This window comes from Cryobacterium sp. SO1, assembly GCF_004210215.2.
Taxonomy (GTDB): Bacteria; Actinomycetota; Actinomycetes; order Actinomycetales; family Microbacteriaceae; genus Cryobacterium.
Genome location: NZ_CP067394.1, coordinates 1,938,582 through 1,965,551, shown reverse-complemented (window position 1 = coordinate 1,965,551; position 26,970 = coordinate 1,938,582). Strand labels below are relative to the sequence as shown.

The following is a 26,970-nucleotide window of genomic DNA, read 5'->3' as shown; positions in this document are numbered from 1 at the left end:
GGCTGGATACATGCGCGCCTGGTCACATCCCGTCATCCCGTCGATCCCGGGAGCGTCCGACGCTCCTCGCCTGCACGACACGGCGACGGACTCGATCGTCGAAGCCAAGCCCAACGATGTGGCCAGGCTGTACGTCTGTGGGATCACCCCGTACGACGCCACCCACCTCGGCCACGCGGCCACCTATCTCGCCTTCGACACCCTGCAGCGGGTCTGGCTGGACGGCGGCTACCGGGTGCACTACGCCCAGAACGTCACCGATGTCGACGACCCGCTCCTGGAGCGGGCCACGGCCACCGGCGTCGATTGGCGCGAGCTCGCCGCGTCACAGACCGATTTGTTCCGGGCCGACATGGAGTCCCTCGGCATCATCCCGCCGAACGACTTCGTGGCTGTGACCGACGTCATCGACGATATCAGCGCCGCGGTGCTGCAGCTTCGCGAGTCCGCGCTGGCGTACCGGGTGTCCACGCCGGATGCGTTGCCGACGCCCGACGGGCCCGGCGCCGACCTGTACTTCGACATTCGGGCGGCCGAACGCCAGGCACCGTGGACGCTCGGCGAGGAGAGCAACTACGACGTCGAGACCATGCTCACCCTGTTCGCCCAGCGGGGCGGCGACCCCGACCGCGCCGGTAAGCGCGACCGGCTCGATCCGCTGCTGTGGCGCGCCGCGAGGGCGGGGGAGCCGGCCTGGGAGTCACCCGTCGGCGCCGGCCGTCCAGGTTGGCACATCGAGTGCTCGGTCATCGCCCTCGCGGAGCTCGGCACCGATTTCACCGTGCAGGGCGGCGGCAGCGACCTGATCTTCCCGCACCACGACATGAGCGCCGGCCACGCCGCCGCGCTGAGCGGGCATCCGCTGGCGAAGGTGTACAGCCACACGGGCATGGTCGCCTACCAGGGCGAGAAGATGAGCAAGTCGCTGGGCAACCTGGTGCTCGTCTCCAGGTTGCGGGCCGCGGGCAGCGACCCGCGGGCTATCCGCCTGGCACTGTTGGCGCAGCATTACCGCACCGACTGGGAATGGACCGCCGCGCAGCTCGCGGACGCCGAGGCCAGACTGGCCGCGTGGACGCTGGCCTTCAGCCCGAGCGCCGCCGGCGGGTCCGTGTCGGCGTTCGAGAGCGCTGCCGCGGTCGTCGAGCGGATGCGCGCCGCGCTGGTCACCGACCTCGACACCCGGGGCGCCCTGGCGGCTGTGGACGAGGCGGTGGCCGCCGGGGTGGACGACCGCGCCCTCATCGCCGCCGCGATCGACGCGCTCCTCGGCGTCAAGCTCTAGCGAGTTGCCCGACTGCGGACGAATTGCTCCGCCGAACCGGGGCAGGTCGTCCACACGAGGGCACCTCTGTCACGCGGTTTAGGGCTGACGCGGCTCCGGGCCGGACCCCGGGCGACCCTCGGCCCAGCCGCCAGGCCCCTCGCCGCGCTTGCGCAGGTACCGCTCGAACTCCTGGGCGATGGCCTCGCCGCTCGCCTCCGGCGAATCGACAGTGTCCCTGGCCTGTTCGAGCTGGCCGATGTACGCGGCCATCTCCTCGTCCTCAGCGGCGAGGGCATCGATACCCGTCTCCCACTCCGAGGCGTCGGTGACCAGATCGCCGCGGGGGATGACCACGTCGATGATCTCCTCGAGCTTGTCGATCAGCGCGAGCATCGCCTTGGGGGACGGCGCGTTGTGCACGTAGTGCGGCACCGACGCCCAGATCGACAGGCTCGGAATGCCGACGGTCTCGGCCGCCGAGGCCAGCACGCTGAGGATGCCGACCGGGCCCTCGTAGCTGCTGCGCTCGATCTGCAGCTCGGCACGGACCTCGGGGTTGTCGCTGGAGACGAAGATCGAGATCGGACGGGTGTGCGGCACATCCGCCAGCATCGCGCCCAGGAAGACGATCCCGCTCACATCGGCCGCGAGGGCGGAGTCCAGGATCTCGGCCGTGAAGCTCTTCCAGCTGCGGGACGGTTCGGTGCCGATGAGCAGGTAGATGTTGCCGGCGTTGCTGCCGCTCACCTTCAGGTGTGCGTCCTCGGCCAGCGGCAGGCCGCTGCTGCCGGGAACTGCCGGACCGTACATGACCGCGCTGGGCCATTCGATCACCCGGTTGCCGTCCTCATCGGTGGAGATCGTGGGCCGGTTGAACTGGTAGTCGAAGTACAACTCGGGGTCGATGCGCTTGACCTCGGCCACGTCGAGAAGGTCCTTCAGCGTATTCACGGCGCCCGTTGCGGCCTCACCCGCATCGTTCCACCCTTCGAAGGCGACCACCAGGAGACGCCCGCTGAGGAACCCATTGCCGTCTGTCACTTGCGTAAAACCTCGTGTATTCCGGCCGCCAGGACGAGGTGGCCTCCTTCAAGGATAGGCCGTGCCCCCTAAACTTGAACCCCGTGACACTGATCCCCGCATTCTCGTCCCCACCAGCTGCCGTTCTCTGGGACATGGACGGCACCCTGGTCGACACCGAACCGTACTGGATGCGAGCCGAACACGAGCTCGTGGAGTCCTTCGGCGGCACCTGGACCCACGCCGACGCGATGCTCCTGGTCGGCTCCGGCCTGCTCGGGTCAGCCGCCATCCTGCAGAACCGGGGCGTGAACCTGGCCGCGGAGGCGATCGTTGACCTGCTCACCACTCGGGTGCAGGAACAGCTCGCCTCGGCGGGCATCCCGTGGCGCCCCGGCGCGCACGAGCTGCTCACCGAACTGCACACCGCGGGCGTGCCGATGGCCCTGGTGACGATGTCCGAACAGCGGATGGCCCGCCAGATCGCCGGGATCGTCGGCTTCGACGCCTTCACCACCATCGTCTCCGGCGACATGGTGCAGCAGAGCAAGCCGCACCCGGAGTCCTACCTCACGGCAGCGGACGAGCTCGGCGTCAACCCCGGGCACTGCGTCGCCATCGAGGATTCGCTGCCCGGTGTCGCCGCGGCCGTCGCGTCCGGCGCCGTCGTCGTCGCGGTGCCGCACATGGTCCCGATCCTGCCCAGCGAGCACTACACAGTCCTGGACACCCTGTCCGGCACGACCCTGGCCTGGCTGAACGAGCTCTACGGCTCCCGCCGGTCTGCCCTTCTCTCTCCCCTCAGCAGCACCGAGGCCCGCCCCACCACACCCAAGGACGCAACACGCGCATGAGCGACAACCAGGTCATCCAGAACAGCGGTCCGTTCCGCGCCGGCGACAGAGTGCAGCTGACCGGCCCCAAGGGCAAGCTGAACACCATCACGCTCGAACCGGGCAAGACCTTCCACACCCACCGGGGCATCCTCGAACACGACGACATCATCGGCCTGCCCGACGCCTCCGTCGTCACCAACAACGTGGGCGTCGAACACCTCGCCCTGCGTCCGCTGCTCATCGACTTCGTGATGAGCATGCCGCGCGGCGCGGCCATCATCTACCCCAAGGACGCCGCCCAGATCCTCGCCCAGGCCGACATCTTCCCCGGCGCCACCGTGGTCGAGGCCGGGGTCGGCTCCGGCGCGCTGTCGCTCTGGCTGCTGCGAGCGATCGGCCCGGCCGGCACCCTGGCCTCCTTCGAACGCCGTGAGGAGTTCTCCGATGTGGCCAGGGCCAACGTCGCCACCTTCCTCGGCGCCGACCCGCAGAACTGGACCATCACCCTCGGTGACCTCGCCGACACGCTGCCGGAGACCATGCCCGCGCAGTCCGCGGACCGGGTGGTGCTGGACATGCTCGCTCCGTGGGAGTGCATCGATGTCGTCTCCGACGCCCTCAAGCCCGGCGGAGTCCTGCTCTGCTACGTGGCCACCGTCACCCAGCTGTCCCGCGTCGCCGAGGCGATCCGCGCCACCGGCAACTACACCAACCCCGACTCGCACGAGACGATGGTGCGCGGCTGGCACGTGGAGGGCCTCGCGGTTCGCCCGGACCACCGGATGATCGGGCACACCGGCTTCCTCATCACTGCCCGCCGGCTCGCGCCGGACACGATCCTGCCCGAACTCAAGCGCCGCCCCTCGAAGACCGACTTCAGCGACGCCGATGTCGAGCTGTGGACGCCCGGCGCCCTCGGCGAACGGTCCGTCAGCGCCAAGGTGATGCGCAAGCGCAATCGCACGGCCGAGAACGGTGCAGCGCTCTCCAAGGCTCGGGACCTCGACGCCGGATAGGATGGGTCTGGCTCGCCGCCCGCACCAGCGGTTTCCGCCAGCACTCACCCCGCAACTCACTCGACGGCATCACGCTGCCGCCTCCCCGTACCGAAATGAGGACCCGTGCGTAAAGTTCCCGCACTTATCGCAACCGCCGGCCTGGTGCTCGCGACCCTGACCGCCTGCAGCCCCGGCCCCGCCAACGCCGACTGCACCGCTCCGGTGTCCTCCGGCGACGCGTCCGAGCTGGTCTCGGTGACGGGAGAGATCGGCTCCGCACCCACGGTCGACTTCCCGACCCCGCTCAAGACCGACGCCACCCAGCGCAGCACGATCATCGAAGGTACCGGTCCGGGCCTGGTCGAGGGTCAGAAGGTGCAGGTCGACCTCAGCGTCTTCAACGCCACCACGGGCGAGGCCATCGAGCAGAGCACCTACGACGGCACCAGCATGGCCAGCTTCGTGCTCAACGACCAGACCCTCACCGGCCTGACCGACGGTCTGCTCTGCGCCCAGGTCGGGTCGCGGGTCGCCGTCGTCGCCTCCGCCGAGGACGCCTTCGGCGCGGCCGGCGGCAACGCCGACATTGGCGTGGCCGCCGACGACTCGCTCGTGTTCGTGCTCGACGTCGTGAAGTCCTACCTCACCCGCGCCGACGGCGCCGACCAGCTCCCTATCGCCGGGCTGCCCGCCGTGGTCCTAGCCGAGGACGGCACCCCAGGCATCACCATCCCCTCGGCCAAGCCGCCGACCGATCTGAAGGTCGGCGTGCTCAAGAAGGGCGACGGCGAGACCGTCACCGACGGTTCCACGGTCACCGTGCACTACACCGGCGTGGTCTGGGACACTGATGAGGTCTTCGACTCCAGCTGGGCCGCCGGCGCTCCGGCCGCGTTCGTTGCCGCTGACGGTTCGACCACCGAGGGCGGTGTAATCCCCGGCTTCGCCAATGCCCTGATCGGCCAGACCGTCGGGTCGCAGATCGTCGCCGTCCTCCCGCCCGACCAGGCCTACGGCGACCAGGCAACCGACACCATCCCGGCCGGTTCCACCCTGGTCTTCGTCGTGGACATCCTCGGCGTCGACTAAGACACCCGCCGGAAGCCTCTCGGCCCGTCCCACGTTCCCCGCGGGAAGGGCCGGGAGGCCGGCGCAGCACCGATAGGATCGCGTACGTGTCGCCCACTCCAGAACAGCCGCATCCCGTCACTGTCGAGGAACGCCTCTTCAGCCTGGTCCTTGCGCTCATCGCCACCCAGATCGGCCTGACCAAGACCGATATCCTCTCGACCGTGCAGGGCTACCGGCAACGCTTCCGGATCGGCGCCGACAACGCCAGCCTCGAGCGGCAGTTCGAACGGGACAAGGACGACATCCGCGAGCTCGGGATCCCCCTGGAAACGATCGAGTCGCCCGATGACCCGGGCAGTAATCACCACCTGCGCTACCGGATCCCCAAGGGGCTCTACGACCTGCCGGCGGACATCGCCTTCTCGCCCGACGAGATCATGCTGCTCAAGCTCGCCGCCGCGGTCTGGCGCGAGGGATCACTGTCGGCCGAGTCCCGCCGCGCCCTCACTAAACTCAATTCGCTCGGCATCGATTCGAGCGACCCGGTCATCGGGTACGCGCCGTCACTGCGGGCCCGCGAACCGTCCTTCGAGCCGCTGGGCAAGGCCATGGACCGCGGCCAGGTTGTCGCGTTCCTCTACCTCAAGCCGGGCGAGAGCGCACCGCGCCGCCGGGTCGTCGCCCCGCTGGCCGTCGTGCTGCACGAGGGCCGCTGGCACCTGTACGGCGCCGACCAGGATGCCGGCGCCTCCCGCACGTTCCTGCTCTCCCGGATCGTCGGCCCGGTCGTGACCGTGCCCGGCGTCATCAGCCCGCGAGCCGACAACGGCCAGGGCGACCGCGCCCTCGCCGAACTGGACGCACTGTGGCGGGCCCAGGTCGCGCTGATCACCGTCGAACCTGGGTCGGATGCCGCGGTGCGGCTGAGCAAGCGCGGCGAACCCGGCCGCGCCGCCGAAAGCGTCGAACTCCACTACACCGATGTCAACATCCTCGCTGACGAACTAGCCGGCTACGGACCGGAGGTCTACGTGCTCTCCCCGCCCACCCTCATCGACGCCGTCCTTGAGCGCCTGCGCCGGGTACGGGACAGTCACCAGCCGTTGCCGAAGCCGCACGAGGAGGCCGCACGATGACCGCCAAGCCGGCGGCATTCGGCGCCTCGGACAAGCTCACCTTCCTGCTCTCCCTGGTCCCCTTCCTGATGGACCACGACAGGGTCAGCGTCACGGCCGTCGCCGATCATTTCGGGGTCTCCCCGGAGCGGGTGCGCGATGCCGTCAACCTGATCGCGATGTCCGGCGTGCCGGGGGAGACCCGGCAGTACCTGCACGGTGACCTGTTCGACATCCAGTGGGACGAGTTCGAGGCCAACGACAACATCGTGCTCACCCACCTGGTCGCCATCGACGATTCGCCGCGCTTCTCGGCCAGGGAAGCCGCGGCGCTCATCGCCGGGCTGCAGTACCTGTCCGCGCTGCCCGAAAACGGCGACCGGGATGCGATCGCCACCCTGATGGCCAAGCTCACCCGCAGTTCGACGGGCGCGCCCAGCCAGCTCGCCGTGTCACGAACCGACGCCGACGTGACCATCTCGGTCATCCAGGCCGCCGTGCGGGCGGGCACCCAGGTGGAATTCGATTACCTGAACTCCCGCGGCACCGCCGAGCATCGCTGTGTCGACCCGTTGCGGATCGAGTCCGTCGACAACGCCTGGTATCTGCGCGGCTGGTGCCACCTGCGAGAGGCCATGCGCACCTTCCGGCTCGACCGGATGAGCGACCTGCGCTCCACCGCCGTGCCCGCAGACTCGCACGAGGACGGCGTCCTGCTGCCAGACACCCTCTTCGAGGGCTCAGCCGACGACCTCACCGTCACGATCGAGCTTCCAGAGGCTGCCCTCGGGCTCCTCACCGACTACGGCCCCGTGCCCGTCACGCGTGGCGCCGCCGGGGAGCGCTCCAGCGCCCAGCTCCGGGTGTCACACTTCCACGGCCTCAAGCGACTCGTCGCCGGCCTGGCCGGCGTGGTCACCGTGATGGACCCTGGTCTGGCCAGGCAGACCGTCGCCGACTGGGCCGCTGCCGGCGCCGCCCGCTACGACGATGACCGGGCCGACGATGACCGGGCCGACGATGACCGGGTCGACGATGACCGGGCCGACGGGACGTCGGCCTGATGCCGATCTGGTCCTGGATACTGATCTGGACGTTGCTGGTCGCCGGCCTCCTCACCATGCTGGCCTGGTTCGCCGTGCGGCTGTTCCGCAAGCTGACGGCCACCTTCGGCGCCCTCGAAGACCTGGGTGACCAGCTCTCCGAGCTTGACCTGGATGCCGCTGTGGCGCCCGCGCCGTTCCACCCGGCCGTCTTCCGGAACAGACGGGACCTGGCCGCCGCGATCGATCAGGCCCGCATCCAGCGGGCGTACCGGCGGGCGCTCCGTCGGGATCTCTCCATCAGCCGGGGTAAACTGTTACAACACACTTCCTACGAACCAGAGGATCGACCCTCATGTTGAGCAATCTGACCGGATGGCATTTCCTGATCATCCTCGTCGTCATCCTGCTGTTGTTCGGTGCGCCCAAACTCCCCGGGCTGGCCCGCAGCCTCGGGCAGTCGATGAAGATCTTCAAGAGTGAGATCAAGAGCGACACCGTCGACGAGCCCGCCGGAACGACGGCACAGCCGGATTCAGCTGACGGGACAACACGGCCCGTCGCCCCGGGCGACCAGACGAAGCCCTAACTCCCGTGGCCGTACGCACCACCAAGCGTGCGAACCGTGCCGGCACGATGTCGCTCGGTCAGCATCTGATCGAGCTGCGGAAGCGCCTCTTCCGCGCCGCCGCCGGCATCCTCATCGGCGGCATCATCGGCTGGCTGCTCTCCGAGGGCGTCTGGAGCGCCCTGCGTGAACCCATCTACGAGATCATCGAGGCACAAAACCGGAATGCCCAGATCAACTATCCGGACATCACGTCGGCCTTCGACCTGCGGTTGAAGATCGCGTTCTACGTGGGCCTGGTCGTCTCCAGTCCGGTCTGGCTCTACCAGGTCTTCGCTTTCCTGATGCCGGGCCTCACCCGCGGGGAGAAGAAGTACGTCTACGGCTTCGTGCTCACGGCGGTTCCCCTGTTCCTCGCCGGTTGTGCGGCCGGCTGGTTCGTGCTGCCCCAGATCGTCGGCCTGATGACGAGCTTCGCGCCACCCGAGGACGCGGCATTCATCAACGCACAGAATTATCTGGACTTCACCCTCAAGCTGCTGGTCGCGATCGGGATCGCGTTCGTGCTACCCGTCTTCGTGGTCCTGCTCAACCTCGCCGGAGTGATCAGCGCCGCCTCGATCATCAAGTCCTGGCGCATCGCCGTTCTGGTGATCATCCTCTTCACCGCCATCGCCACCCCGGCCGCCGACGTGATCTCGATGTTCATGCTCGCGGTGCCGATGATCGTGCTCTACTTCGCCGCGTACGGAATCGCCTTCCTGCACGACAAACGCGCCGCCCGGCGTGCACTCGCCCTCGAACGGGAGTTGGCGCGCTAGCGCACCAGATGACAGACCTTCAATCACCGGCGGACCGGTACACGGCAGCCCGCCTGCGAGCGCAGACCCCGAAACTCGAGGCCTTCCGGCGCGGCTTGCGATTCGACCTGGATTCGTTCCAACTGGCCGCCGGCGCCTCGCTCGAGGCCGGTCACAGTGTCCTGGTCGCCGCCCCCACCGGCGCCGGCAAAACCGTCGTGGCCGAGTTCGCGATCTACCTGGCCATGCAGCAGCCCACCGCCAAGGTCTTCTACACCGCACCGATGAAAGCGCTGAGCAACCAGAAGTTCCAGGAGCTCGTCGCCGAGTACGGGGCAGACCAGGTGGGCCTGCTCACCGGCGACACCAACGTCAATGCCGGCGCCCGGATCGTGGTGATGACCACCGAAGTGCTGCGCAACATGCTCTACGCCGACTCCGACCTGCTGGCCAACCTCGCCTTCGTGATCATGGACGAGGTGCACTATCTCGCCGACCGCTTCCGCGGCGCGGTGTGGGAAGAGGTCATCATCCACCTGCCGCAGGCGGTACGGATGGTGTCGCTGAGCGCAACGGTCTCCAACGCCGAGGAGTTCGGCGACTGGCTGCAGGCCGTCCGCGGCGATACCGACGTCATCGTCTCCGAAGAACGGCCGGTGCCGCTGGACCAGCATGTGCTCGTCAAGAGCAAGATGCTCGACCTGTTCGACTCGTCCGGTCTGGCCGCAACCCATCGGGTGAACCCTGAATTGGTCCGGCTGGCCCAGGGCGGCGGCCGACCGCTCTCGGACCGGTCCGGCGGTGGCCGCCGGGGCTCCAACCAGAGCCGGTATCACCAGCAACGCGCACAGGCCGAGTCCGGGCGCATGGACCGCGCCGAAATCGTGCGGATGCTCGAGGGCAAGCACCTGCTGCCGGCGATCTTCTTCATCTTCAGCCGGGTCGGCTGCGACCAGGCCGTGCGCCAGGTCCTCCGCGCCGGCGTGCGCCTGACCGACACCGCCGAACGCGAGGAGATCCGGCAGATCGTCGACGAACGCTGCCGCACGCTGCTCGACGAGGACCTCGCGGTGCTCGGTTACTGGGAATGGCTGGACGGGCTCGAACGGGGCGTGGCCGCCCACCACGCCGGCATGTTGCCGGCGTTCAAGGAAGTCGTCGAGGAACTCTTTCAGAAGAAGCTGGTCAAGGCGGTATTCGCCACGGAAACGCTGGCTCTGGGCATCAACATGCCCGCCCGCACCGTGGTACTGGACAAGCTCGAGAAGTTCAACGGCGAGGCGCGAGTGCCGATCACGCCGGGGGAGTACACCCAGCTCACCGGCCGGGCCGGACGCCGCGGCATCGATGTGGAGGGTCACGCCGTCATCCAGTGGCAGCAGGGCCTGGACCCGCAGTCCGTTGCATCCCTGGCCTCCCGGCGCACCTACCCGCTGAACTCCAGCTTCAAGCCGACCTACAACATGGCTGTCAACCTCATCGACCAGTTCGGCCGGGAGCGCACTCGGGAGGTCCTGGAGTCCTCCTTCGCCCAGTTCCAGGCGGACCGGGCCGTTGTCGACCTGGCCCGCCGGGTGCGGCAGCAGCAGAGCTCGCTCGACGGATACGCCACATCGATGGCCTGCCACCTGGGCGACTTCACCGACTACTCCGGTATCCGGCGACGCCTGAGCGACCTGGAACGGGAGAACGCCGCCGCGGACTCGAACGCGCGCGGCCGGGACCGGCGACAGAAGGAACTGACCGCGCTCCGCAAGCGGATGCGGGCGCACCCCTGCCACAGCTGCCCCGAGCGCGAAGCGCACGCCCGCTGGGCGCAGCGGTGGTGGAAACTGACCAGGGAGACCGAGGCACTGACCAGCCAGATCACGGCCAGGACCGGCGCCGTCGCCCGGGTCTTCGACCGGGTGACCGATGTGCTGCTCGGCTTCGGTTACCTCGTGCCCGGTGAGGGCCGCGCCGTGACCCTGAGCGAAAGCGGCCGGATCCTCCGCCGGATCTACGCCGACCGGGACCTGCTCGTGGCCGAGTCCCTGCGCCGTGGTCTGTGGAACTCGCTCGATGCGCCCAGCCTGGCCGCGATGGCCTGCGCCCTGGTCTTCGAACCCCGCCGTGACGAGGGAGAGACCCACGAACGGTTCCTGCCCAAGGGCCCGTTCCGGCCGGCGCTGGATGCCACGCAGATCCTGTGGAGCCAGCTCGACGACCTCGAACGCGACCACAAACTGCCCGGCAGTAACCCCCTCGCCGGCGGCCTGAGCCTGGCGATGTGGAGGTGGGCGCGAGGAGACTCGCTCGGCCTGGTCCTGGAGGAGGCGGAGATGGCCGCTGGGGATTTCGTCCGGTGGACCAAGCAGACCATCGATCTTCTCGATCAGCTCTCGCTCGTCGCCGACGGCCCGGTCGGCCGCACGGCCCGGGTGGCGATGGACTCCATCCGCCGCGGCATCGTCGCGTATTCCTCGGTCGCATAGGCTGTTGAAGTGACGACAGGTTTACTACGCAGCACCGGCCTGCCCCTCTGGGCGGCGCTTCTGCTTGCCGTCGGCGCCGGCGCCATCCTGGACGGGGCTTTCCCGGATCGATCCTGGTGGTTCCTGGCTCCGGTCGGGGTTGCCCTGATGATCCTGGCCCTGCTGGGTCGGGGGTTCTGGACCGGCCTCGTCGTGGGCCTGGTCGCCGGCCTGTCGTTCTGGCTGATCCACATCAGTTGGCTCACCCTCTACCTCGGCCCCGTGCCGTGGCTGGCGCTGGCCGGCCTCCAAGCGATCTTCTTCGGTGTGGGCCTGGCCCTCACCGCGGTGGTCCTGAACTTCGGACCACGGGTCTGGCCGTCCGTCACCGGGCGGCTCGGGGTCCTCCCCGTAGTCGTTGCCGGGTTGTGGACGGCCCGCGAGGCGATCTCGGCGGTGTGGCCCTACGGCGGCTTCGCGTGGGGCCGAGTCGCCATCTCCCAGTCGGAGAGCCCGTTCAACGGGCTCATCGCCTGGGTCGGTATGTCCGGTCTCAGCTTCGTGATGGTGTGGCTGAGCGCCCTGGTCGTCCAGCTGTGCCGGGAGCCGGGTGTGCGGGTATCGGCCAGGTCGGCGATCGCGGTGGCGGCTGTCGCCCTCCTGCTGGCGTTTCCGGCGTGGCCGACCCTGCAGAGCGGCACAGCCCGCATCGCCGCCGTGCAAGGGGCCTCGGATGCCGGCCTGTTCGCCCAGAACGCACCAGGTCAGATCCTGAACGACCACATCTCGGCGACCCTGCCGCTCGTGGGCGAACCGGTGGACTTCGTCGTCTGGCCGGAGAACGGCATCGACGTGGATCCGCTCCGGTCGGCGGACTCGGCCAGGGCGGCCGACTACATCAGCCGGGTCATGGACGCCCCGCTGATCGCGGGCACCATCACGGAGCGCGACGGCAAGTTCTACAACACGTCCCTGCTCTGGAAGGCCGGCGAGGGCGCCGTCGACCTCTACGACAAGGTGCACCCGGTTCCCTTCGCCGAGTACATGCCGGACCGGGCCTTCTGGCGGCCGTTCGCCCCCGACCTGATCGATCTTGTCTCCCGCGACTACGAAATCGGCACCAGGGACAACGTCTTCGACATCGACGGCATCATCGCCGGCATCGCCATCTGCTTCGATATCGCCGATGACCAGCTGGTGCACGAGATGATCAGCGACAACGCCGAAATCATCCTTGCCCAGACCAACAATGCAGACTTCGGTCGCACCGACGAGTCCGTGCAACAGCTGGCGATCGCCCGGCTTCGGGCGATCGAGGCCGGGCGCACCGTGGTGAACATCTCGACCGTCGGAACCAGCGCGATCATCACACCGGATGGTCAGTCGCTGGACAGCCTGCCGACCTGGGAACCGGGGGCGATGGTGCAGACCGTCCCGTTGAGCGTCACGGATACGCCGGCGATGAGCGTTGGTCGTCCGCTGGAGTGGTTCGTCTCCGGCCTGGGCCTCGCGGGGGTTCTGCTTTGCCTGTTCTCGGCCCGGGCACTGGGGAGGACCGATTCCGGCCCCCGGCCGGCCGCGGTGCACTTGCGTGCCGACCGCGCCAGGATACGCAAACGGCGCCGGGGTTAGCCGGCGCCGTCAGGTACGGTGCAGGAAGCAAGGCTTCCCGCCGGGACGGGCTATGCGCCGACCTTCTGGCCGCGACGCTGGCGGAGAACCGTGAGGCGCTCCTCCAGCAGCTCTTCCAGTTCGGCCCTGGTCCGACGTTCCAGGAGCATGTCCCAATGGGTGCGGGCGATCTTTTCGTCGGAGTGGTCCACGACCACGGGCTTCGAATCGACCAACCGGGTCGCCGTCTGGGAGCAGAATCGGCACTCCCATTCGTCCGGCGCCTCAGCCTCGGCGGAGAAAATCATCACCGTCTCGCGCTCGCACGTTGCACACAAGTACGTGTGACTCACGCGTGGGGAAAAGGTCACGCCCTCTTCGCTCTGCAGGCTCTGTGAACCCAACCTCATGCCACGCAAACTACGATCTGCCATCGTGTGGTCTCCTCTCGCGATGCTTTCCTAGTTGTAAACCATCAAGCTGGACGTTATCTTTCCGTTACTGCCCTACTCGCGGGGATCTCTCAGAATCGGTCTGCTCTCATCGGCGTGTCGCCCTCGGTGCCGCGCATCACAGGCGTGCGACCACCTGGGCGGCGAGGTCACAGCGGTCGGTGACGAGGCCGTCGACACCCAGCTCGAGCAGCCGGCACATCAGCAGTGGGTCGTTGACGGTCCAGACGTGCACCTCCACCCCGATTGTATGCATGTGCCCGACCACCCGCGGCGTGACGATGCGGAGCCGCCCGGCGTTGACCGGCACCTGAACGGCGTCGATCCCGCGCAGGATGCGGGGGAGGGCCCAGTACTGACGGAGGGACACGGCGGCCAGCATCAGTGCGACCCCCTGGGCTGACGCGGAGGTCGCGGCGCCGGGGACCTCCCGGAGCACCCGGCGGCGCCGGCTCTCAGAAAAAGAGGTGAGGAGCACCCGGCGGGAGGCCGAAGTCGCCCGGATGGCCCGCGCTGTCGGCGATACCGCGTCGGCGGACTTGACGTCGATATTGAACCGTTCCTCTGGGAACGCGGCCAGGGCCTCCGCCAGGGAGCAGTAGTTCTGCCCCTCGCCCAGGTCGACGCGGCCAAGCTGCGCCATCGTGAGCTCGTTCACGGCGGCGCCGCCATCGGGCAGGACCGGGTCGTGGCTGATCACGGCCACGCCGTCGCGGCTGGCGTGCACGTCCGTCTCCAGGTGCGTCGCCCCGTGCGCGATGGCCTGCAGGAAGGCGAGCAGCGTGTTCTCCGGCGCGTGAGTGCTCAGCCCTCGGTGCGCCAGGATCCGCGGGCCCGGTGGTGACAGGAACGCCGCCCGGTCAGCCGTCATGGCCGCGCCCGGTGCCCTCTCCGGCTGCTGGGGAATCGGCGACGGCACCCGGGTGGGAACCGGGAACCGGATTCGGTCCGAAGGCCCGGCCGATGCCCTTCATCGCCTCGGTCAGCTCGCTCGGCACGATCCAGAGTTTGTTCGCGCTGCCTTCGGCGAGCTTCGGCAGGGTTTGCAGGTACTGATAGGCGAGGAGCTTCGGGTCGGGGTCGCCGTCGTGAATGGCCTTGAATACGGTGGTGATGGCCTCGGCTTCGCCCTGCGCACGCAGCACGGCGGCCTTGGCCTGGCCCTCGGCCTGCAGGATCGACGCCTGCCGGGCGCCCTCGGCGGTGAGGATCGCAGACTGTTTGGTGCCCTCCGCCGTGAGGATCAGCGCCCGACGGTCCCGTTCCGCTCGCATCTGCTTCTCCATCGAGTCCTGGATCGAGTGCGGCGGGTCGATGGCCTTCAGCTCGACCCGGCCGACCCGGATGCCCCATTTGCCGGTCGCCTCGTCCAGCACGATCCGCAGCTGACCGTTGATGTTGTCGCGGCTGGTCAGCGCCTCCTCAAGGTTGAGCCCGCCGACCACGTTGCGGAGCGTTGTCGTAGTGAGCTGCTCCACCGCACCGAGATAGTTCGCGATCTCGTAGGTGGCGGCGCGGGCATCCGTCACCTGGAAGTACACCACGGTATCGATCGAGACGACCAGGTTGTCCTCGGTGATCACCGGTTGCGGAGGAAAGGACACCACCTGTTCCCGCATGTCGATGAGCGGACGCACCCGGTCGATGAACGGCACCAGGATGTTGAGCCCCGGCATCAGGGTCTTGTGGTACTTGCCGAGGCGCTCGACGACACCGGCGTTGGCCTGCGGAATGATGCGAATGGTGCGCACGAGCACCACCACCACGAAGACCAGGACGACGATGATGAGCACCACCACGAAGATCTGGACAAGGAGCTGATCGAGACTGGGCACGTTAGGGGATCCTTTCGTCAGGGACGACAACCGCTGTGGAACCTTCGATGGCGGACACCCGCACCCGCTCTCCTGGGTCGATGCGGGCGGGCGCCCCGCCGGGGGAGAGGCGGGCGGTCCAGGTCTCGCCGTTATCGAGCCTGACCAGGCCGCCCAGGTCGGCGACCGTGGACGACACCCGTCCGCCCATGCCGATCAGGGCGGCGACATTGCTCGGCGGTACCGACGCGGCGTTCCTATTCATCAGGCCCAGCAGTACCGGGCGGATGAGCAGCAGGAGCAGCACCGATACCGCGCCGGCGACGAGGATCTGGACCCACCAGTCCCAGCCGAGCAGGTTCGCGCCCAGGCCGGCGACACTGCCGACGGCGATCATCAGAAACGTGAAATCCAGGGTGAGCAGCTCGATGATCACGCAGACCAGGATGAACACCAGCCACACGATCCACAGGTAGTCGGTCAAATCCACCATGTCGCCGCCCCTCTAAGCGTCGGATGCACACGACGCTAGCACTTGGAGGTGTGGGCCATGTTGGTAGTCTTTATCACCGTGAGCACACCATCGATGAATCCCCTCCAGCCCGGCAGCCTTTCGGGAAAGCGCATCCTCGTCACGGGCTCGTCCCGGGGGATCGGAGCCGACACCGTCGCCTACTTCGCCGAAGCCGGCGCGAAGGTCGTCATCAACTACCGGAACAAGGAAGCGCGGGCCACCAAGCTGGCTGACGCCATCCGCGCCGCCGGCGGGACCGCCATCACCGTGGCCGCTGACCTCACCGACGCCGAGTCCGTCTCGGCGATGTTCGACACCATCCGCGCCGAGTACGGCGGACTGGACATGCTAGTGATGAATGCCTCCGGCGGCATGGAGTCCGGCATGGCCGAGGATTACGCCATGCAGCTGAACCGGGATGCCCAAGTGAACCTGCTCACCGCCGCCGTCCCGCTGCTCAGCGACGGTGCCCGCGTTGTGTTCATCACCAGCCACCAGGCGCACTTCGTCGACACGGCGTCGAACGTCGCCGTCTACGAGCCGGTCGCACGCAGCAAGCGAGCCGGCGAGGACGCCCTCCGCGCGGTAATCCCCGAACTGGCGGAGGCCGGCATCGGCTTCGTCGTCGTCTCCGGCGACATGATCCAGGGCACCATCACGGCCGTCCTGCTCGAGCGGGCGAACCCGGGCGCCATCAGCGCCCGCCAGGATTCCGCCGGCAAGCTGTACAACGTGAGTGAGTTCGCCGCTGAAATCGTCCTGGCCGCCGTCGAGCCGGTGCCGGCGAACAACACCCGGTACGTCGGCGACACCTCCGACTTCACCAGCTAGTCGGGGCTGCTCTCACGCGGCGACGCCACGCCCGAAGGTGAAGGCGCGGACCAGCTGCACGAGCCCCGAGACGATCAGCATGATTCCGCCGATCGTGACGAGCACGCCGAACGTCGCCACCGGCGCGAACAGCACGATCACGCCCGCCAGGACGCTCACCACCCCCAGCACGATGCCGGGCCAGCGGCTCGAATCGGTGGTGTACTCCACCAGCGCCGCCACCCCTTCGACGATCCACACGATGCCGACCAGCAGGCCCAGCACCGCCAGGGACCCTTCGGGGTTGCGGATCGCCAGGATGCCCAGGATCAGCACCAGGACACCAAGCACAATATTGAGCACCCGGCCACCGGCCGACGACCCGGTGCTCGCGGCCCCGCGCACGATCCGGATGACACCGCTGATCACGAAGTAGAGCCCGAACAGCACCGCGATCACCGAGAGGGTCGCCTCGGTCCAGACCAGCAGAATCGTGCCGATAGCGATGGCGACCACGCCGCTCACCGCGAAAGCCACCCGGATACCGCTGATCTCCCGCGGCGTCAGCTGTCGGGGGTCGACGCTGATGGCGAAGACTGCGCTGGTGGGTCCGACGGTGTTGGGCATGTACGCCAAACTAATCCGATGGCGCGGAAACGGATACACCCGCCGCCCCCACGAAAACGCCCTGTGGCGGGGGAGACCCTGACGTATGCTCGGAACTGGTCGGCCGCCCGGCGCCGACGGTTCGGCACCCCCTCTTTGGAGACACGATGACCGCTTCCGCTTCACCGGCCCGCCAGCGCTCCGCCGCGGTTGCGGACAGTCACGATCTGATCCGGGTGCAGGGTGCGCGGGAGAACAACCTCAAGGACATCAGCGTCGACATCCCCAAGCGGCGCCTGACGGTGTTCACCGGGGTGTCCGGCTCCGGCAAGAGTTCGCTGGTGTTCAGTACCATCGCCGCGGAGTCGCAGCGGATGATCAACGAGACCTACAGCTCGTTCCTGCAGGGCTTCATGCCCTCGCTGGCCCGGCCGGATGTGGACGTACTCAGTGGGCTGACCACGGCGATCATCGTGGACCAGGAGCGGATGGGCGCCAACGCCCGCTCCACGGTGGGCACCGCCACCGACGCCAACGCGCTGCTGCGCATCCTGTTCAGCCGGCTCGGCCAGCCGCACCTCGGCTCGCCGCAGGCGTTCTCCTTCAACGTGGCCTCAATCTCCGGCGCCGGAGCGGTCACCATGGAGAAGGGCGGCATCACCGTCAAGGAGCGGCGCAGCTTCACCGTCACCGGCGGCATGTGCCCGCGTTGCGAGGGGATGGGCACGGTCAACGACATCGACCTCACCCAGCTGTACAACGACTCGAAGTCGCTGAACGAGGGCGCACTCACGATCCCCGGCTACACCGCGGATGGCTGGGGCGTGCGAATCTTCACCGGCTCGGGCTTCCTCGACGCCGACAAGCCGATCCGCGACTACACCAAGAAGGAGCTCCAGGACTTCCTCTATAAGGAACCGGTCAAGGTGAAGGTCGGCGACATCAATATGACCTACGAGGGCCTGGTGCCCAAGGTGCAGAAGTCGATGTTGTCGAAAGACCGCGAGGCCATGCAACCGCACATCCGCGCCTTCGTGGACCGCGCCGTGACCTTCGCCACGTGCCCCGACTGCGGCGGCACCCGGCTCAACGAGGGCGCCCGCTCCTCCCGCATCGCCGGCGTCAACATCGCGGATGCCTGTGCCCTGCAGATCAGCGACCTCGCCGCCTGGGTGCGCACCTTCGACGACCCGTCGGTGGCCCCGCTGCTGGCGGCGCTGCAGCACCTGTTCGACTCGTTCACCGAGATCGGTCTGGGCTACCTTTCGCTGGACCGGCCGGCCGGCACCCTGTCCGGTGGTGAGGCGCAGCGCACCAAGCTGATCCGGCACCTCGGTTCCTCGCTCACCGACGTCACCTATGTCTTCGACGAGCCGACCATCGGCCTGCACCCGCACGATATCCAGCGGATGAACGAGCTGCTCCTGCGCCTGCGGGACAAGGGCAACACCGTCCTCGTGGTGGAGCACAAGCCGGAGATGATCGCCATTGCCGACCACGTCATCGACCTCGGTCCCGGCGCCGGCACGGCGGGCGGCTCGGTCTGCTACGAGGGCACTCTCGAGGGGCTCCGGGCCAGCGACACGCTCACCGGCCGCCACCTCGACTACCGTGCGCGGGTCAAGGAAGACGTGCGCACGCCCGCCGGGGCGATGGAGATCCGCGGTGCGAGGTCGCACAACTTGAAGGACGTCGACGTCGACATCCCCCTGGGCGTGCTCGTGGTGATCACCGGGGTGGCCGGCTCCGGCAAAAGTTCGCTCGTGCACGGCTCCGTCCCGGCCGCCTCGAGCGTGGTGGCGATCGACCAGGGCGCGATCCGCGGCTCGCGGCGGAGCAACCCGGCCACCTACACCGGGCTGCTCGAACCGATCCGCAAGGCCTTCGCCAAGGCCAACGGAGTGAAGCCCGCGCTGTTCAGTTCCAACTCCGAGGGCGCCTGCCCCAACTGCAACGGCGCCGGCGTGATCTTCACCGACCTGGGCCCGATGGCGACCGTCTCGACCACCTGCGAGGTCTGCGAGGGCAAACGGTTCGACGCGTCGGTCCTGGAGTTCCGGCTCGGCGGCCGTGACATCAGCGAGGTCCTCGCGATGTCGGTGACCGACGCCGTGGAGTTCTTCGGCGCCGGCGAGGCCCGGATTCCGGCCGCACACGCCATTCTTTTGGGCCTGGCCGACGTGGGGCTCGGATACCTCAGCCTGGGTCAGCCTCTGTCGACGTTGTCCGGGGGAGAGCGGCAGCGGCTGAAACTGGCCACTCACCTCTCGGAGAAGGGCGGCATCTACGTTCTCGACGAACCCACGACGGGGCTGCACCTCGCCGACGTCGAACAGCTCCTCGGGCTGCTGGACCGCCTGGTGGACTCCGGCAAGTCGGTCATCGTCGTCGAACACCACCAGGCGGTGATGGCGCACGCAGACTGGATCATCGACCTGGGTCCCGGCGCCGGCCACGACGGCGGCCGGATCGTCTTCGAGGGAACGCCGGCCGACCTCGTCACCGCACGCTCCACCCTCACGGGCCAGCACCTCGCTGCGTACGTCGGCGCCTGACCAGAAACCGGTCTTCTTGACATAACATGAGTGGTGGCATCCCGAGCCGCTGGGAAGGGGTGCATCACCGGCGGGGCACGACACCGCGCACACGCTGGCATCCCGGCGGCGTGACTGGCTACACCAGGGACGGCAACGACAGCGGATAGCTACGACACAGAGGGCATCAGCCCGATCTCGGAGCGAATCGACCAGCTACCCAGCCCTCCTCGCAGGATCGATGTACCGGCAACGATGCGTGTCCAGCCGTGTCGTGTAGTTGAAACAATTGTCAGCCAACAAAGACGTTGGCCGGACTGCATTGAGGTCTGGCCAACCGACACATTGGCTTGGTGCGCCCGCGATCGGCCCGCATTCACCAGGAAGATGGTGCGTAGGCGCTTCAGCTTCTGTGGCGCAGGGACACAAAATTCGAGCCGCCGCTGATGCTAAAAAAGAGCGTCGGTACGCCGAAGACGACCGACGGTCTCATGAGACATTGGCCGTCATTTGGTGGGGCCGGTGGTGAGTTCACCGGAGTTGAGGGGATCCGTCCAGAGACTACTATTGAGCGTGATGGCGGGCAGACCTCAGACATCGTCGGTCCCGGCGCATCGCGCGAACTTAGTTCGGTCGGCGTTAGCAACCCAACCCGTCGATCGAGGCGGAACTGACAGCGTCTCAGCCCTGCGGGCAGCATCGACCGGGCCGATCTTGGTCTAGCTCAACGCACGTTCGTTTGTCCTACCGATCGCGTGCTCGATTCACCGCGTTGATGAGGTAGGACCCCTTACTAGAGAGTTCGTACTTTTTATCTGCCGAAACGACCTGCGGGTCACGCAGGGCGCTCTCCAAAACGTCGAGGTCAAGACCAGTCAACTTGGCGATATTCCCAAGCGTGAAGTGACACTCAATCGTCAAGGACTCGAAGATCGCCTTGAGTCGGGCGTCATCGCTGATCGACAGCCCGTCTGTCAGCTGTGCCGCGAGGACGGACAACCTAGTGCTCTCGTCATTCGAGAGAGCCTGCGCTTCAGCGACGAGTCCTGTTGTCCAAGGCGTTTGTTCGTCGAGGAACGACCGTAGCTTCTCCCGCTGGATACCCGTAATGACCTCCAGAGATTCTTCGGAGATGTGCCCTTCAGAGATCATGCGCCGCAGCTCGTCTGCGGTGTCAAATGCCTTCGACGTCATAAACTCCCTCTTTCTCGCATTAAAGCGAACGAGGAAAGGCTAGTCGCCTTCTGGCGGACCAGCCTTTCCTCCTCCGTCGCTGTCCTAGTACTGATAAATCGTGTTGTTCGGACCGGTCGTGGAGACAGGCACGCCCGCGAAGAAGGCCTTGCCCGAGAGCGTGCCGGAGTACCTGTGACCGCGGAGCTTGCTCGTCGGAGCCGAACCGGAGAAAGAAGTGGCAACGACACTGCCACCACTAAATCCGCTGGTGAGGTCCGTGATGCTGAACGTTCCCAAGAACGAGGTAACCGGGATCGTCATTTTCACGTTCCAGTAGTAGACGCCGCCCACGGTTGTGATGGTGATCGTCCCGGAATTTCCGGGGTAGTCCACGAGAGGTCGTACCGTTCCCGGCGCTGAGGGCACAGCAATGCTCGACATGCCGAACACCGCCGTTTCCCCCTCTGCCATTGTGGTCAGCTGACCATTGATGTTCAGCTCGTACACGGACTCGGTGTTCGGCTCCACCGCTATGGCCGCCGGAGCTACTGTCCCAAGCGAACAGAATCCGATCATCGCGGCAAGGAGAACCCCCATAACCCTCTTTGAGCGAAACCTCGGCGGCATGCCCATGTTTGCTGTCCCATTGAGGGCAGCGATTGTTGCACGTCTCGCGGGGTGACGACGTAGGCGTCTTCCCCGGTGACGATGGGTTTTAGCGAGCTTGGATTTGGTTTCTGCTCGTCGGCGGCGTCAGGCTGACGATGTCCGGATAGACGAATGGCCCGGCGTGCAATCTTGAAGGATCACGCCGGGCCGTTCTAACGCGTAAAGGCCGCGCTGATGCTCACGGTAAGTCATGATCCTGTTGTTGTCGAGTTGGACCTGCTGGTCGGGCGCGTGGCGTGTCCCGATTGTGGTGGCCGGTTGCGCCCCTGGGGGTGGGCGAGGGGCCGTGTCATTCGCGAGGGCCTCGGCACGGATTGGACGGATCGCAGGTTCCGGCCGCGCCGTTCCCGGTGCACGGCATGCCAGGGCACGCATGTGCTCCTGGAGGTGCGGTTGGCCGCGCGGCGGGCCGATTCGACTGAGGTGATCGCGGCGGCGGTCGAGGCGAAGGTGGCGCTGGGTTGGGGCCACCGGAAGATCGCAGCGGGCTGCGGCAGACCGGTCTCGACGGTCCGCGGCTGGCTGCGCGCCTTCGCCGCGTCGGCCGCTTCGATCGGGGAGCGGTTCACGGGGTTGTTGGTGCGGGACGCTCCCGACGCCGTGGTGCTTTGGCCTAAACCTGCCGGCTTCGCCGGGGGTGAGGCGTTATCGGTGTTGCTGGCGTATGCCGAGGGGTTGGCTCGTCGGTTCGCCGCGACCGTCACGGTGACGTGGGTCGAGGCCGGTATTGCGACGACGAACGGGCGCTTGTTTTGCTCGAGCTGGTGGGCTGCGGGTCCCAACACCAATCGGCCCTTACGCACAGGCGTGGTCGGCGGGGAAGGTGGCAGGAGCGCCTGCCATATCCCTGTGATCGGCGTGTTCACTGTTTGAGAGGACCTTTCATGCCCGCAACCCCACCGACCGTTCTACCGACCGTTCCGCCGGTGGCGCCCCGGGCGTCCCCCGTGAGCCCGGCGCTGTCGCTCCTCGTGCCGGCCGGATCGCCGTCGGAATCGGTAGTGCGCCGGGACCGGATGGAGAAGATCGCCTTGTTCCGGTACCAGCTGATCCGCGCTGCAGCCGACAGTGCGGTGACCACGCGTCAGCGCGGTCCGATGGTCAGGGACCTTGCGGCTTTGGTGCACCCGGGGCCGTTCGGCGGCACGGTGACGGTTTCCAAAGACACCATCGACCGGTGGATTCGCGCATGGCGGCGCGGCAGTTTCGACGCGTTGAAGCCCCGCGGCCGCGCCCAGGGTGCCGTCACTCCGGCGCAGATCCTGGCGTTAGCCGCGATGCTGAAACGCGAGCGGCCCGCCCGGACCTCAGCGCAGGTGCGCCGGATCATGATGGACACCCTCGGCGACGCGCCGAGCGAGTCGACGTTGCTGCGGCACTTCCGCACGCTGGAACTCCCGACCGGGGTGCGGGAGGTATTCGGCCGGTTCGAAGCGGATTACCCCAACGAAATGTGGGTCGGTGACGGCCTGCACGGGCCGCGGATCAATGGGCGGAAAACGTATCTGTTCGCCTTCCTCGACGACCACACCCGCCTCGTGACATCAGATGCAATTGGTCTTAGTTTATGACCGATAATGCACATTATGTCAACAAGTCGAGATCGGAGCCGAGTTTCCACCCGAGATTGACGGTTTTCAGCCGCCTCGGCACTCGGGGTGTCGTCACCGTGGTGAGCACCGCCGGGCGGGTCAGTCCGTGCCGCGCTGGTCCGTGCCGCGCTGGTCCGTGCCGCTCTGGTCCGTGCCGCTCTGGTCCGCGCGACGACGGATGACCATGCCGAATTCGTTGACCGGCTCGAACGCGTCCCGGTCCCAGGCCCCCGGATGCGGCACCGGACAGTTTAGGACCGTGTCGTGGGCCGAGTGCTCGATCGTGTGCTCGGTCATCGGTCGACCGCAGACCGGGCAGTCGGTCAGACCCGTCGTCACGGCCGCGTTGTTGGTACCGACGGGCGGCGAATCGAAGGCCGGCCGGATGCGGTTCTCCACCCAGTCGAACAGCCGACTGGGGCCCCTCCGACGAGCCTGGGTCGAGGATTTCTCATTCTTGACCATGGGCACAGCGTACGCCCACCGGACGCCTTACGGCTAGGAACCGGGCCGGATTCGCGCGGCTACTCCTCGCCGAAACCGGTCTCGACCAGGTCGGCCAGGGCATCCACGGCAGCCCGGGAACGCTCGTCGGGTCCGGAGATCTCCACGCTCATCCCCCGGGTCAGCCCCAGCGACATGATGCCAAGCAGGCTGTGCGCGTCCTTCCCGTTCACGGTGACCTCGGCATCGAACCCGCCGGCCAGTTTCACGAAATCTGCGGCCGGCCTGGCGTGCAGTCCGTCCCGGTTTCGCAGGACCACCGTGCGGCTGACCGGCTGCGCCGCTCCCCCGGCAGGCGCCACAGCGGGCTCAGGTGCGGCGGAGGTGCCCCGGGCCGATTCGGCCGCCGCCACAACGGCCGCGAGGTCTCCCCCGATCTCAGCGGCGACCGCCGCGGCCACACCGCCCTCCACCAGCGGGGCATCGGCGAGGCGCGCACGCGCACGCGCCTCGTCGTCGAGGAAGTCCAGCGCAGTCTCCGCGGTCAGGACGGCCGAACCCAGGTCGCAGAGCAGCACCACGCCGCGCCCGGTGTCGGCCTCCGCCAGGCCCGCAACAATCTTGTCGAAGCTGGTGCCGATACCCCCGTCGTCCCTACCGCCCGCAGCCACGAGGGTGACCGTGGGGGCCATCTGGCGGGCCAGTGTCACGAGGCCGGCAGCGATGTCGGCGCTGTGCGACACGAACACCACACCGACCAGAGGTTCGGAGGCGCCACGATCAGGCACACTGTTCTCCGCCATGATCAGGACTGGGTGGCTGCATCGGCAGCACAGCGCAGGATCAGCGCCGTCGACTGCGCGCCAGGATCACGATGGCCGATCGCCCGCTCGCCCAGGTAGCTTGCCCGTCCTTTTCGAGCGATCCAGGGTTCGGTCGCGACGGCTCCGCCTTCGGCGGCGTCCGCGGCGGCGGCCAGGATCAGGCCGGGGCTGGCCCCGGCGGCTTCGGCCTCGATGGCCGCGTCCACCGCCGGGGTCCAGGCGTCGACCATGGTTTTGTCGCCTGATTCGGCCTTGCCGCGCAGCACGATGCCGTCGCGCCCCGCGCTCAGCAGGGCCACAACGGCCGGGCCGTCCAACTCGGCGACCCCGCTGACGGCGGCGGCGGCCTTGAGGTACGCGGTCCCGTAGAGCGGACCGGCCGCGCCGCCGACGGTGGAAATGAGCGTAGCCGCGAGCGTCTTGAGCAGTTCACCCGGCGTGGCCGCGTCGGCCAGGGCGTCGAGCTTGGGCAGGGCGGCCTGGAAGCCCCTGTCCATGTTCTCGCCGTGGTCACCGTCACCGATCTCCCGGTCGAGGGTGTTCAACTCGGCGCGGTGCTCCGACAGAACCTGCGCGCTGCTCCTGATCCAGGCCTGGGCCCATGCGACGTCTACGCTCATTACGGTCTTCCCTACTTTCCCCACCGCAGTGCGGCCGTGTGCACCGGAGCATCCCACAGGGCGGTCAACTCGTCGTCGAGTTTGAGTACCGTGATCGACATGCCCTGCATCTCCAGTGACGTTGTGAAATTGCCGACGAGCGTGCGTGTCACCTCGATGCCTCGCTCGGCGAGAACTTCGGCGGCCCGTCGGAATACAATGTACAGCTCAACCTGTGGCGTCCCGCCCATTCCGTTGACGAAGAGCAGGACCCTGTCTCCCGACACATAGGGGATGTCTTCCAGGATCGGACCGAGGATCCGGTCGACGATCGCGTCGGCGGGTTCGAGTTTGATCCGCTCGCGGCCGGGCTCGCCGTGGATTCCGATACCGATCTCAATCTCGTCATCGGCCAGAGTGAAGCTCGGCTCGCCGGCGTGCGGCACCACACAGGGGGTGAGCGCGACCCCCATCGAGCGCACCTGGCCGATTACCTTCTCGGCCACGGCCGCCACGGCGGTGAGGTCATCGCCCCTGGCCGCGGCCGCCCCCGCGATCTTCTCAACAAGAACGGTTCCGGCGACGCCGCGCCGGCCGGCCGTGTACAGCGAGTCCTTCACGGCCACGTCGTCGTTCACGATCACGGTGCGCACCTCGATCTCGTCGGCTTCGGCCAGGTCCGCCGCGGTTTCGAAGTTGAGGACGTCCCCGGTGTAGTTCTTGACGATGTGCAGCACCCCAGCTCCCCCGTCGACGGCCTTGGTCGCGGCCAGAATCGGGTCGGGAGTGGGCGAGGTGAATACGGGTCCGGGCACGGCGGCATCCAGCATGCCGAAACCGACGAAACCACCGTGCAGGGGCTCGTGCCCACTGCCGCCGCCGCTGACGATGCCGACCTTGCCGGCCACCGGTGCGTCCGCGCGCACGATGAACACCGGATCCAGGGAGACTCGCACGATATCGGCGTGGGCCGCACCAAAACCGGCGACGGCTTCGTCGACAACGTTCTTCGGGTCGTTGACAAGCTTTTTCATGACCATTCCTTCGTTTCGTCGGGATCGATCGGCGCAAGCATCAGCGCCGGGCACGCAACCGTGCTCCGTGCCCAACCTACGCGCTGCGCTCGGTCTGGGTAAGAGGCAGATGATGCGGCCCACCGGGACTATTTCGCTCACGCCCGTGCCGCGCTATGGTGACTGCGAAATCGCTCAACGCGAAGGGATTGCTCCGGTTCAGCCGGCATCTCGCTTCTTACGAGAAAGGTCATCGTGGACAATATCGGTCTTGTGTTTTTGTCGGAGGTGCTGGGCACAGGGATGCTCATCCTCCTCGGTTGTGGTGTCGTGGCCAACGTGGCACTGACGAAGAACAAGGGTTTCGGCGGCGGGTTCCTGATGGTGACCTTCGGCTGGGCCTTTGCGGTCTTCGCCGGTGTGACGGTTGCCTACAATTCGGGCGCACACCTCAACCCGGCCGTCACCCTCGGCCTCGTCGCCTCTGGCGCCACCGAATTCGGCCTCGGCGTCCCGGTGAACTTCCTGTCCGTGCTCACCTATATCGCCGGCCAGTTCGTCGGCGCCTTCCTCGGCGCCGTCGTCTGTTGGCTGGCCTACAAGCAGCACTACGACGAGGAGCCGGAGCCGGCCAACAAGCTTGGCACCTTCTCGACCGGGCCGGCCATCCGCTCGTACGGCTGGAACCTGGTCACCGAGATCATCGGCACCTTCGTGCTGGTCTTCGTGGTGCTCGCCTTTGGCGGCGGCCGCCAGGGCGAAAGCGGCGGCCTGGCCGCGCTCGGCGCTCTGCCGGTGGCGCTGCTGGTTCTCGTGATCGGTGTCTCGCTCGGTGGCCCGACCGGGTACGCCATCAACCCGGCCCGTGACCTCAGCCCCCGGATCGCGCACTTCATCCTGCCGATCAAGGGCAAGGGCTCCTCGGACTGGGCCTATTCCTGGGTTCCCGTGGTCGGCCCCGTCATCGGCGGTGTCCTGGCCGGCTGGGCGTCGCTGGTCTGGCTGCCGATCATGGCATAGCCGCGGCAGGCCGGTTCTTCCACGGACCGGCCTGCTTCGCTGCGCAGGACCCGAACTGTGCCGGACCTGAACCGTGCCGGACCCGAACTGTGCCGGACCCGAACCGAAATCACCCGCCGGT

Annotated in this window: 28 protein-coding genes; 16 read left to right on the top strand and 12 right to left on the bottom strand. The window is 67.5% G+C overall.

Annotated elements, in window-relative coordinates:
• Window positions 1–10: 10 nt before the first annotated feature.
• Window positions 11–1,285: a cysteine--1-D-myo-inosityl 2-amino-2-deoxy-alpha-D-glucopyranoside ligase gene (mshC, locus tag BJQ95_RS09250; protein ID WP_130177498.1), complete on the top strand. Its 1,275-nt coding sequence runs from the start codon at window positions 11–13 to the stop codon at window positions 1,283–1,285.
• A gap of 78 nt (window positions 1,286–1,363) precedes the next feature.
• Here mshC and BJQ95_RS09245 read toward each other — a convergent pair whose 3' ends face one another.
• Complete coding sequence (locus BJQ95_RS09245) at window positions 1,364–2,308, bottom strand: PAC2 family protein (RefSeq protein WP_130177499.1); 945 nt, start codon at window positions 2,306–2,308, stop codon at window positions 1,364–1,366.
• A 134-nt stretch (window positions 2,309–2,442) separates the two neighbouring features.
• Between BJQ95_RS09245 and BJQ95_RS09240 the strand changes: the two genes are divergently transcribed.
• The 10 genes from BJQ95_RS09240 (at window position 2,443) to lnt (ending at window position 12,803) form a co-directional block, all read left to right on the top strand.
• Entirely contained in the window at window positions 2,443–3,141 is a 699-nt protein-coding gene (locus tag BJQ95_RS09240; protein WP_130177554.1) for an HAD family hydrolase, read from the top strand.
• Window positions 3,138–4,139 carry a tRNA (adenine-N1)-methyltransferase gene (locus tag BJQ95_RS09235; RefSeq protein WP_130177500.1) on the top strand — a complete coding sequence of 334 codons (1,002 nt, stop codon included), beginning with the start codon at window positions 3,138–3,140 and terminating at the stop codon, window positions 4,137–4,139. Before BJQ95_RS09240 ends, BJQ95_RS09235 begins: the two co-directional genes overlap by 4 nt.
• Window positions 4,140–4,244: 105 nt before the next feature.
• Window positions 4,245–5,210, top strand: coding sequence for an FKBP-type peptidyl-prolyl cis-trans isomerase (locus BJQ95_RS09230; RefSeq protein WP_130177501.1), 966 nt, complete (start codon window positions 4,245–4,247; stop codon window positions 5,208–5,210).
• Between the two features lie 86 nt (window positions 5,211–5,296).
• Window positions 5,297–6,328: a YafY family protein gene (locus BJQ95_RS09225; protein WP_130177502.1), complete on the top strand. Its 1,032-nt coding sequence runs from the start codon at window positions 5,297–5,299 to the stop codon at window positions 6,326–6,328.
• A complete protein-coding gene (locus BJQ95_RS09220) occupies window positions 6,325–7,371 on the top strand; it encodes a YafY family protein (RefSeq protein ID WP_130177503.1) in 1,047 nt (348 codons plus the stop codon). Before BJQ95_RS09225 ends, BJQ95_RS09220 begins: the two co-directional genes overlap by 4 nt.
• Window positions 7,371–7,712 carry a hypothetical protein gene (locus BJQ95_RS09215; RefSeq protein ID WP_130177504.1) on the top strand — a complete coding sequence of 114 codons (342 nt, stop codon included), beginning with the start codon at window positions 7,371–7,373 and terminating at the stop codon, window positions 7,710–7,712. The genes BJQ95_RS09220 and BJQ95_RS09215 overlap by 1 nt, the downstream gene beginning before the upstream one ends.
• The gene (gene tatA, locus BJQ95_RS09210; protein ID WP_130177505.1) at window positions 7,706–7,939 is read left to right on the top strand and encodes a twin-arginine translocase TatA/TatE family subunit; all 234 of its coding nucleotides are present in this window, start codon (window positions 7,706–7,708) and stop codon (window positions 7,937–7,939) included. The genes BJQ95_RS09215 and tatA overlap by 7 nt, the downstream gene beginning before the upstream one ends.
• A gap of 5 nt (window positions 7,940–7,944) precedes the next feature.
• Entirely contained in the window at window positions 7,945–8,739 is a 795-nt protein-coding gene (tatC, locus tag BJQ95_RS09205; RefSeq protein WP_240694712.1) for a twin-arginine translocase subunit TatC, read from the top strand.
• Window positions 8,740–8,747: 8 nt separating this feature from the next.
• Entirely contained in the window at window positions 8,748–11,192 is a 2,445-nt protein-coding gene (locus BJQ95_RS09200; protein WP_130177506.1) for an RNA helicase, read from the top strand.
• A 9-nt stretch (window positions 11,193–11,201) separates the two neighbouring features.
• Window positions 11,202–12,803, top strand: a complete 1,602-nt coding sequence (lnt, locus tag BJQ95_RS09195; RefSeq protein ID WP_205750098.1) for an apolipoprotein N-acyltransferase — start codon at window positions 11,202–11,204, stop codon at window positions 12,801–12,803.
• A gap of 50 nt (window positions 12,804–12,853) precedes the next feature.
• Here the strand turns inward: lnt and BJQ95_RS09190 are convergent, their stop codons facing one another.
• The 4 genes from BJQ95_RS09190 to BJQ95_RS09175 all read right to left on the bottom strand — a co-directional run bounded on the left by BJQ95_RS09190 (window position 12,854) and on the right by BJQ95_RS09175 (window position 15,541).
• A complete protein-coding gene (locus BJQ95_RS09190; protein ID WP_130177507.1) occupies window positions 12,854–13,216 on the bottom strand; it encodes an RNA polymerase-binding protein RbpA in 363 nt (120 codons plus the stop codon).
• A 136-nt stretch (window positions 13,217–13,352) separates the two neighbouring features.
• Complete coding sequence (locus BJQ95_RS09185; protein ID WP_130177508.1) at window positions 13,353–14,105, bottom strand: glycerophosphodiester phosphodiesterase family protein; 753 nt, start codon at window positions 14,103–14,105, stop codon at window positions 13,353–13,355.
• Window positions 14,095–15,069, bottom strand: coding sequence for an SPFH domain-containing protein (locus tag BJQ95_RS09180; RefSeq protein WP_130177509.1), 975 nt, complete (start codon window positions 15,067–15,069; stop codon window positions 14,095–14,097). Before BJQ95_RS09180 ends, BJQ95_RS09185 begins: the two co-directional genes overlap by 11 nt.
• Before the next feature lies 1 nt (window position 15,070).
• The gene (locus tag BJQ95_RS09175) at window positions 15,071–15,541 is read right to left on the bottom strand and encodes an NfeD family protein (protein ID WP_130177510.1); all 471 of its coding nucleotides are present in this window, start codon (window positions 15,539–15,541) and stop codon (window positions 15,071–15,073) included.
• Window positions 15,542–15,598: 57 nt separating this feature from the next.
• On the opposite strand from BJQ95_RS09175, the gene BJQ95_RS09170 reads away from it, so the two are divergent.
• Window positions 15,599–16,393, top strand: coding sequence for an SDR family oxidoreductase (locus tag BJQ95_RS09170; RefSeq protein WP_240694713.1), 795 nt, complete (start codon window positions 15,599–15,601; stop codon window positions 16,391–16,393).
• 12 nt (window positions 16,394–16,405) lie between these two features.
• Here the strand turns inward: BJQ95_RS09170 and BJQ95_RS09165 are convergent, their stop codons facing one another.
• Entirely contained in the window at window positions 16,406–16,999 is a 594-nt protein-coding gene (locus BJQ95_RS09165) for an HdeD family acid-resistance protein (protein ID WP_130177511.1), read from the bottom strand.
• 146 nt (window positions 17,000–17,145) lie between these two features.
• Here BJQ95_RS09165 and BJQ95_RS09160 point away from each other — a divergent pair, with 146 nt between their 5' ends.
• Window positions 17,146–19,533, top strand: a complete 2,388-nt coding sequence (locus BJQ95_RS09160; protein ID WP_130177512.1) for an excinuclease ABC subunit UvrA — start codon at window positions 17,146–17,148, stop codon at window positions 19,531–19,533.
• A gap of 723 nt (window positions 19,534–20,256) precedes the next feature.
• On the opposite strand, the gene BJQ95_RS09155 is transcribed toward BJQ95_RS09160, so the two are convergent.
• Together BJQ95_RS09155 and BJQ95_RS09150 are read right to left on the bottom strand one after the other, a co-directional pair.
• A complete protein-coding gene (locus tag BJQ95_RS09155) occupies window positions 20,257–20,706 on the bottom strand; it encodes an HTH domain-containing protein (RefSeq protein WP_130177513.1) in 450 nt (149 codons plus the stop codon).
• 84 nt (window positions 20,707–20,790) lie between these two features.
• Window positions 20,791–21,321 carry a hypothetical protein gene (locus tag BJQ95_RS09150; RefSeq protein WP_130177514.1) on the bottom strand — a complete coding sequence of 177 codons (531 nt, stop codon included), beginning with the start codon at window positions 21,319–21,321 and terminating at the stop codon, window positions 20,791–20,793.
• A 411-nt stretch (window positions 21,322–21,732) separates the two neighbouring features.
• Between BJQ95_RS09150 and BJQ95_RS09145 the strand changes: the two genes are divergently transcribed.
• Together BJQ95_RS09145 and BJQ95_RS09140 are read left to right on the top strand one after the other, a co-directional pair.
• Window positions 21,733–22,230, top strand: a complete 498-nt coding sequence (locus BJQ95_RS09145) for a hypothetical protein (protein WP_130177515.1) — start codon at window positions 21,733–21,735, stop codon at window positions 22,228–22,230.
• A 74-nt stretch (window positions 22,231–22,304) separates the two neighbouring features.
• Window positions 22,305–22,928: a transposase gene (locus BJQ95_RS09140; RefSeq protein WP_130177516.1), complete on the top strand. Its 624-nt coding sequence runs from the start codon at window positions 22,305–22,307 to the stop codon at window positions 22,926–22,928.
• Between the two features lie 120 nt (window positions 22,929–23,048).
• Here BJQ95_RS09140 and BJQ95_RS09135 read toward each other — a convergent pair whose 3' ends face one another.
• From BJQ95_RS09135 to dhaK, 4 genes are read right to left on the bottom strand one after another with little or no spacing between them, the layout of a single operon-like run.
• On the bottom strand, window positions 23,049–23,414 hold the full coding sequence (locus tag BJQ95_RS09135; protein ID WP_130177517.1) for a hypothetical protein: 366 nt from the start codon (window positions 23,412–23,414) through the stop codon (window positions 23,049–23,051).
• Window positions 23,415–23,473: 59 nt separating this feature from the next.
• Window positions 23,474–24,196, bottom strand: coding sequence for a dihydroxyacetone kinase phosphoryl donor subunit DhaM (gene dhaM, locus BJQ95_RS09130; protein ID WP_130177518.1), 723 nt, complete (start codon window positions 24,194–24,196; stop codon window positions 23,474–23,476).
• A gap of 2 nt (window positions 24,197–24,198) precedes the next feature.
• Window positions 24,199–24,837 carry a dihydroxyacetone kinase subunit DhaL gene (gene dhaL / locus BJQ95_RS09125; protein ID WP_130177519.1) on the bottom strand — a complete coding sequence of 213 codons (639 nt, stop codon included), beginning with the start codon at window positions 24,835–24,837 and terminating at the stop codon, window positions 24,199–24,201.
• Between the two features lie 11 nt (window positions 24,838–24,848).
• Window positions 24,849–25,850 (bottom strand): dihydroxyacetone kinase subunit DhaK, encoded by a 1,002-nt coding sequence (dhaK, locus tag BJQ95_RS09120; RefSeq protein ID WP_130177520.1) that lies wholly within the window; start codon window positions 25,848–25,850, stop codon window positions 24,849–24,851.
• 282 nt (window positions 25,851–26,132) lie between these two features.
• On the opposite strand from dhaK, the gene BJQ95_RS09115 reads away from it, so the two are divergent.
• Window positions 26,133–26,849 carry an aquaporin gene (locus tag BJQ95_RS09115; protein ID WP_240694718.1) on the top strand — a complete coding sequence of 239 codons (717 nt, stop codon included), beginning with the start codon at window positions 26,133–26,135 and terminating at the stop codon, window positions 26,847–26,849.
• Window positions 26,850–26,970: the final 121 nt, after the last annotated feature.